Source organism: Oleiphilus sp. HI0123 (assembly GCF_001635315.1).
The window spans coordinates 1-6,256 of the sequence record NZ_LWGE01001376.1 but is presented as its reverse complement, the minus strand read 5'-3'; the positions used below and the strand labels follow the sequence as shown (position 1 = coordinate 6,256).

Annotated in this window: 5 protein-coding genes; 3 read left to right on the top strand and 2 right to left on the bottom strand. The window is 43.5% G+C overall.

Annotated elements, in window-relative coordinates; genetic code table 11:
* A partial coding sequence (locus tag A3761_RS17425) for a PAS domain-containing protein (RefSeq protein WP_156491920.1) occupies window positions 1-1,257 on the bottom strand: 1,257 nt, incomplete at its 3' end.
* A 185-nt stretch (window positions 1,258-1,442) separates the two neighbouring features.
* Here A3761_RS17425 and A3761_RS17420 point away from each other — a divergent pair.
* The 3 genes from A3761_RS17420 to nhaB all read left to right on the top strand — a co-directional run bounded on the left by A3761_RS17420 (window position 1,443) and on the right by nhaB (window position 5,027).
* Window positions 1,443-1,994: an outer membrane beta-barrel protein gene (locus tag A3761_RS17420; RefSeq protein ID WP_068509584.1), complete on the top strand. Its 552-nt coding sequence runs from the start codon at window positions 1,443-1,445 to the stop codon at window positions 1,992-1,994.
* Between the two features lie 16 nt (window positions 1,995-2,010).
* Entirely contained in the window at window positions 2,011-3,291 is a 1,281-nt protein-coding gene (locus A3761_RS17415) for an Ig-like domain-containing protein (RefSeq protein WP_068509950.1), read from the top strand.
* A gap of 233 nt (window positions 3,292-3,524) precedes the next feature.
* Entirely contained in the window at window positions 3,525-5,027 is a 1,503-nt protein-coding gene (gene nhaB / locus A3761_RS17410) for a sodium/proton antiporter NhaB (RefSeq protein WP_068509951.1), read from the top strand.
* Window positions 5,028-5,174: 147 nt separating this feature from the next.
* Here the strand turns inward: nhaB and A3761_RS17405 are convergent, their stop codons facing one another.
* On the bottom strand, window positions 5,175-6,080 hold the full coding sequence (locus A3761_RS17405) for an acyltransferase (RefSeq protein ID WP_068509953.1): 906 nt from the start codon (window positions 6,078-6,080) through the stop codon (window positions 5,175-5,177).
* Window positions 6,081-6,256 lie beyond the last annotated feature (176 nt).

Below are 6,256 nucleotides of genomic sequence, written 5' to 3'. Positions count from 1 at the left end.
AGCTACGCGCATCATATTCTGTACTGCTTTGTTCATATAATTGATGTTGTAATTTGCATCGGCCATCATCACATTGGTATTACAAACATCGAGAGCCAGTCTAACGCCTGCATTTTCCTCGGCGAGTTGTTTGGCTTTTGTTTCTTGAGCAAGCGCTTCTGTTCGGTCATTCCATTCAACGACAGTACCGATTCGTTCTTTGTTTTCAGCAAAAATAGGGGTCGCGATTAAGTTAAATGTGCGTGGCCCAACCGTAATGTTGGTTTGGTAAGTGCTGGTGAGCTTCTCAAGCATGCTGCGTTGATGCGCTGGATTCTTATGGAAGATGTCGATATTGTTGCCAATCAGGTTATCGGCGTCGAAGCGAGAAAGCTCTGCTTTCAAGTCGCTTTCCGCAGTTTTCATCATTTCTTGTACTGATTCATTCATATAAATGATATTGAACTCAGCGTCGGCCATCATGACGTTGGTGCTACACACATCTAGCGCTAGTTTGATTCGCGTATTGTCTGCTGCCAACTGAGCTTCAGCCTGTTCCTTGGCTAGCTGCGCGGTTTGATCATCCCACTCGACGACGGTGCCGAGTCGTTGGTGTTCATCATCAAAGATTGGTGTGGCTATCAAACTGAATGTTCGAGTGCCAACTTGGATTTTTCCGTTATATTGAGTTTGCAAGCCTTCTAGCATACTCCGTTGGTGAGCCGGATTTTTATGGAAGACATCAATACTCTCTCCCATAAGTGCTTGAGCATTAAAGTTGGGAAGTACCACTTTTAAGTCTGCTTCAGCACTTTGCATCATTTCCTTTACGGAGTCATTCATATAGACAATGTTGTAGTCATCATCGGCCATCATGACATTGGTGTTGCAGACGTTTAAGGCAGAGATAATCCGCTGAGTGGAGGCTTGAGAAGCCTCTATTTCGTTTTGTTTTTCCTGTTGGCTATAAGCTAAAGCCTGTAGCTTGGAGGCTAGGCTATTGTTCTTCGCACCAGTATTTTCTGAAGCGTTCGAAAAGTTCCCCATGGAAATTTCATCGACTAAATGCTTCACCTGAGAGATTGGGGCGCCCAGATTGTTCTGTGTGTTATGGATGTTAATGAATGCGATGGCGGTCACCAGGATAAGCGCGATAATACTACCGGATATGCCGATAGCCCCACTACCAGATAATAGCGAGCCAACTGTGATCAGCAAAGCTAGCGCGAAGCCGATAATTAGCTTCCATTGAGGTTGTATTTGTTCTTGATGGTTCATGTTTATTACCGTCCATTAGTTGATAAGGATTGGGGCCTGTATCAATGTAGTTCAAAAAAACAATATCACCTTAGTGGTAGATAAATTTTTATTGTTCTGGCTTAACGAAAAATTAGGATAAGATTGCTCGCTAGTTTGATAAGCTAGGAAACCATTATTTAAGGTATGGATAAGGGAAGACGAGAATGAATTTAAAGAAATGCATTGGGGGGAGTATATGTTTACTTGCTCTAAGCAGTATCGCTTTTGCAGAAGATAAACCTAAATATTATGCCGGGCTGGATGCCCACTACCTGATAAATACTATTGGTAATGAACAAAGTGGCGAAGCGGAGTTCGATATCTCTGGAGCTGGTCTGAGAGCGGGATTATATTTGGAGCCTCAAGTAGGGCTTGAAGTTTATGCCGCACAAGGTGTCACTGAGGGAGACGATATTGGTATTGATATGAGTCTCGTATCTTCGGTTGGGATATTGGGTCGTTTCGAGTCTCCAGAGGCTGAGAACGGTGGGAAATTGTTTATCTTGCTTGGCTATGGCATGTCTGAACTGGAAATGACCCGCAGCGCCTCCAGCCCCGTAGATAGAGAGTTGTATCATGGCGTTGTCTACGGTGGTGGTGCTGAATTTCGTTTGGGTTCGAGTGAGACCTTTATCAATATTCAGGGCCTTCGTTATTATGATGAGGATCACCTCTCTCTGGATGGTGTGAGCTTGGGCTTACGCCAAAGTTTCTAGTTAAAAAGGACTTAATATGTGTTCAGTAAAAAAGATGACACGGGCTGTTTTACTTTTAGTTAGCTTTGTCTTAACAGCTTGTGGTGTGGGTAATGAGCAAACTTATATTCAAGCCGTTGAAGTCAACACTAAGAATTTGACCTCTATTTCTATTGTTTCCTCGAATGATCGCGTGCGTGAAGGGGAGACCGAGACATTCACAGCCTTGGGAAATGTTGATGGCGGTGCCAGCCAGATTGATATTACAAGTTCGGTAAGCTGGTCGAGTTCAGACTCTTCGATTATATCGGTGAATAGTAATGGTGTGGCGACAGGTAAATCTAACGGTACGGCGGATGTAATAGCACGGCTTGCCGACCTTTCGGCGACTAAGGCATTGCGCTCTTCCGATGCACCCTTGGTCTCGATAGCCGTCAGTAATCAACCTGCGAGCCTTCCAGTATGTCAAACATCCTCGCAACAACTGCTTGCAAGGGGAACATATAGTGACGGTGATGAGGCAGACATTTCGGATAAAGTAAGCTGGAGTGTCAGTGATAGCTCGGTTATTTATGTTGGTGATGTAGCGCTGTCTGATGGCTCGAGAGAAGATAAAGGAGTCCTCTCTGGTTTGTCTATTGATGATGCGCAAATCATAGCAAGCCAGGATGATATTGATAGTGAAGGGGTGACAGTTTCAGTCGTGGCGGGAGGTCTGACTAGTATTTCCGTCAGCTCTGCTGATGAAATGCTCTATGCGGAAGAAAGTAGTCAATTTTCAGCGCTGGGTGATTATGGCTCAGACCCCGTTGATATAACTGAAAACGTCCAATGGGGGTCTTCTGATATAACAATTCTGGCATTCTCTGATACCGACACTGGCTTGGCTGAACTACTGCTTGAAGGGTCTAGCAATGTGAGTGCTACTTGTGACCCCGGAGGCTCAGGAGAGCTGCAGTCAGCCTTACTTGCGGTAGATGTAGAGGCAGCGGTTGAGGTGGTATCGCTTCGTGTAAAGTATGGGAATGACAGCTATAACGATGATGACACTATTGAACTGGATCTGGAAGACGGCGAGGCGCAGCTAAAACTCTATACCGTTGATACTAAAGGGGATGAAGGGATTGTTGATCTGGCTGATGAGGAAGAAACTAGTTGGTCGGTGATCGGAACTGCGCTTTCAGGTGAGGCTGCTGACATCTCTAGTTCGGGCTTAGTGACCTTTGATGCCGTGGGGGAGTCTGAATACCAGGTTCGTTATAAAGATGATGATAACGATATCAATGTAGATATTTATTTTTTCATTAAAGTTGAATAGGACTTGCTAGTTTTTTAGCGTACAATCCCCGCCGCCCCGGAAACGGGCACTGAAAGTTACCGCAGTAAGCACGACACAGTGTTTATTGCGGAAACCCCTCTTTTTTATGTCTGTTACATCAAGTAGTTAATTATCCGCATTGACTCAGTGAGTTGCAGTTCGCTACGTATTAGGACGTATTTCAGCACCCTATGAAATACCAATCTTGTAGCCCTGAGATTTAGGAAGTTAGAATGGCCAGAAGTTTATCGCAGGCTTTTTATAAAAACTTTTTGGGCAACACGCCCAGTTGGTACAAGAACGCAATTATTGCATTTTTAGTCTTTAATCCTATCTTGTTTACCCTTGCGCCTTATGTTGCGGGATGGCTATTGATAGTGCAGTTCATTTTTACCTTGGCGATGGCATTAAAGTGTTATCCATTGCAGCCGGGTGGCTTGCTAGCGCTGGAAGCCGTGCTGATAGGTATGGTGTCGCCCGAGACGGTTTATCATGAACTTGAGAATAACTTGCAGGTTATTCTGTTGCTGATCTTCATGGTGGCGGGGATTTATTTTATGAAGAGTATGCTGCTCTTCGTATTTACCAAAATCATTCTTGGTATTCGATCGAAGACGCAATTGTCCTTAGTCTTTTGTGTTGCTTCAGCTGTTTTGTCAGCTTTTCTCGATGCTTTAACTGTTACCGCAGTCATTATCAGTGTCTGTGTCGGTTTTTACTCTGTCTACCACAAAGTCGCGTCGGGCAAGAAGTTTCATCATATTGATCATGACCATGGAGATGATGATGACGTTCATGAGGATCATCGTCAGGCCCTTGCCCAGTTTCGAGCATTCTTACGTAGCTTGATGATGCATGGTGCTGTAGGGACTGCCTTGGGTGGTGTCTGTACACAGGTGGGTGAGCCTCAGAATCTACTAATTTCTGAAAAACTGGGTTGGGACTTCGTAGAGTTTTTCTTGCAAATGGCACCGATTACAATGCCGGTTCTGTTTTTTGGCTTGCTTACTTGTATTCTGTTAGAGAAAACCAAAAAATTTGACTACGGGGCTAAGATTCCAGGCTCGGTTCGGAAGATTCTAGAAAACTTTGATCAGGAAGAGAAGGCTAAAATGACCCCGGAATTTAAAGCTAAGTTGATTGCTCAAGGTGCAGTGGCAGTACTGTTATGCGTATCACTAGCTTTGCATTTGGCTGCGGTAGGGCTAATTGGTTTAACAGTCATTATTCTTGCAACTGTCTTTACTGGGATCAATGAAGAGCATCAAATTGGTAAAGCGTTTGAAGAGGCATTACCGTTTACAGCTTTACTCGTTGTCTTTTTCACGATTGTCGGTGTAATTCATGAGCTGCACTTATTTTCGGGTGTGATTAACTATGTTCTGTCGCTTGATGAAAGTGCCCAGCCTGGCATGTTCTTCATTGCGAATGGAGTACTGTCGATGATTAGTGATAATGTCTTTGTTGCGACTGTTTATATCGATGAAGTGAAGAGTGCCTTTGATGCCGGTTCTATTAGTCGCGAGCATTTTGAAAAGCTTGCCATAGCGATTAATACCGGAACAAACCTACCTAGTGTTGCAACGCCAAATGGTCAGGCGGCCTTCTTGTTCTTGTTGACCTCTGCGATAGCGCCATTGGTGCGTTTATCATATGGCAAGATGGTGGTTATGGCCTTGCCATATACTGTGGTATTAGGTGTTGTTGGCTATCTAGGTGTTTATCTCACACTCTAGGCTATGAATGCTTGATATAGCCCGGCCTGTCCGGGCTTAATTATGGATGCTTTAAATGCCGGGCTGCCGGTCAGGCTAAGAGGCACAAAAAAGCCCGAAGCAAGATGATTGTTTCGGGCTGATATGAGTTCGGATTTATTCCTACCGTTAGTTGATATTATTACGTGTTTTAATATCCGTAATTAGCTGATCTTTATTTTCCCAAAGTGTATTTAACCAAGCTTGAAAAGCTGCTTTAAACTCAGGGTCGCTACTATAGTCTTTACCTAAGAACTCTTTAGGTATTTCTATTTTGTTAATATGGACGGTTACTTTCGAAATACGACCACAGAAGAGATCCCACGGTCCGATATCTTTATCGTGGTAAACAATTGTAAGATCCAGCATGGTATTCATTTGAGAGCCCATACTGCCTAGAACAAAAGCTGCTCCACCCGCTTTAGGCTTTAGCAGGTTTGTGAATGGGGACTCTTGGCGCGCATGCTTTTCCGGTGTGAAACGAGTACCTTCGAGGAAGTTAAATACTGATACTGGCGTTGTTTTAAACTTCTCACAAGCCTTTTGTGTGGTTTCCAGATCTTTACCGGCAAGTGATGGATCTTTCTTTATTTGTGCTGGAGTGGAGCGCTTCATGAAAGGGAAGTCCAAAGCCCACCAGCAGATGCCAATAATCGGTACCCAGATAAGTTCTTTTTTAAGGAAGAACTTAAGCATAGGGATTTTGCGGTTCAAGATTTTTTGAGTGATTGGAATATCTGACCAAGATTGATGATTACAATTTACAAAGTACCAATCATTTTTTGTTAGCCCTTCAACACTGGTAAAATCCCACTCAACCTTCAGAAACATTGCCATAAAAAAGTTGTTCATAGAAACCCAGTTTGTTGCACAGGCAATAAGGGTTTTAGTCACAATTTTTTTGACGATATTGATGGGAATGATGATCTTAAGCAGAGCGCCAACGACTAAAATAGGCATCCAGAGCAAAGTGTTCAGAATAACTAAAATCAGAATAATAGCCCCTTTAACTGGGCCAGGAAGAAAGCTGAGCATATATACCCCTCATAGTATTTTAGTAAAATTTTATCGAGAGACACCTACAAGTACAAGATTACAGCGTACGCATGTAAATATGGTGCTGCATTATCTATTTAATCTGGCTGTATAGTGCAAATAAGGTGGTGGCAATAGGTGGGAGGATAGTGCTCATGCTTACTGTTCTGGTTTAT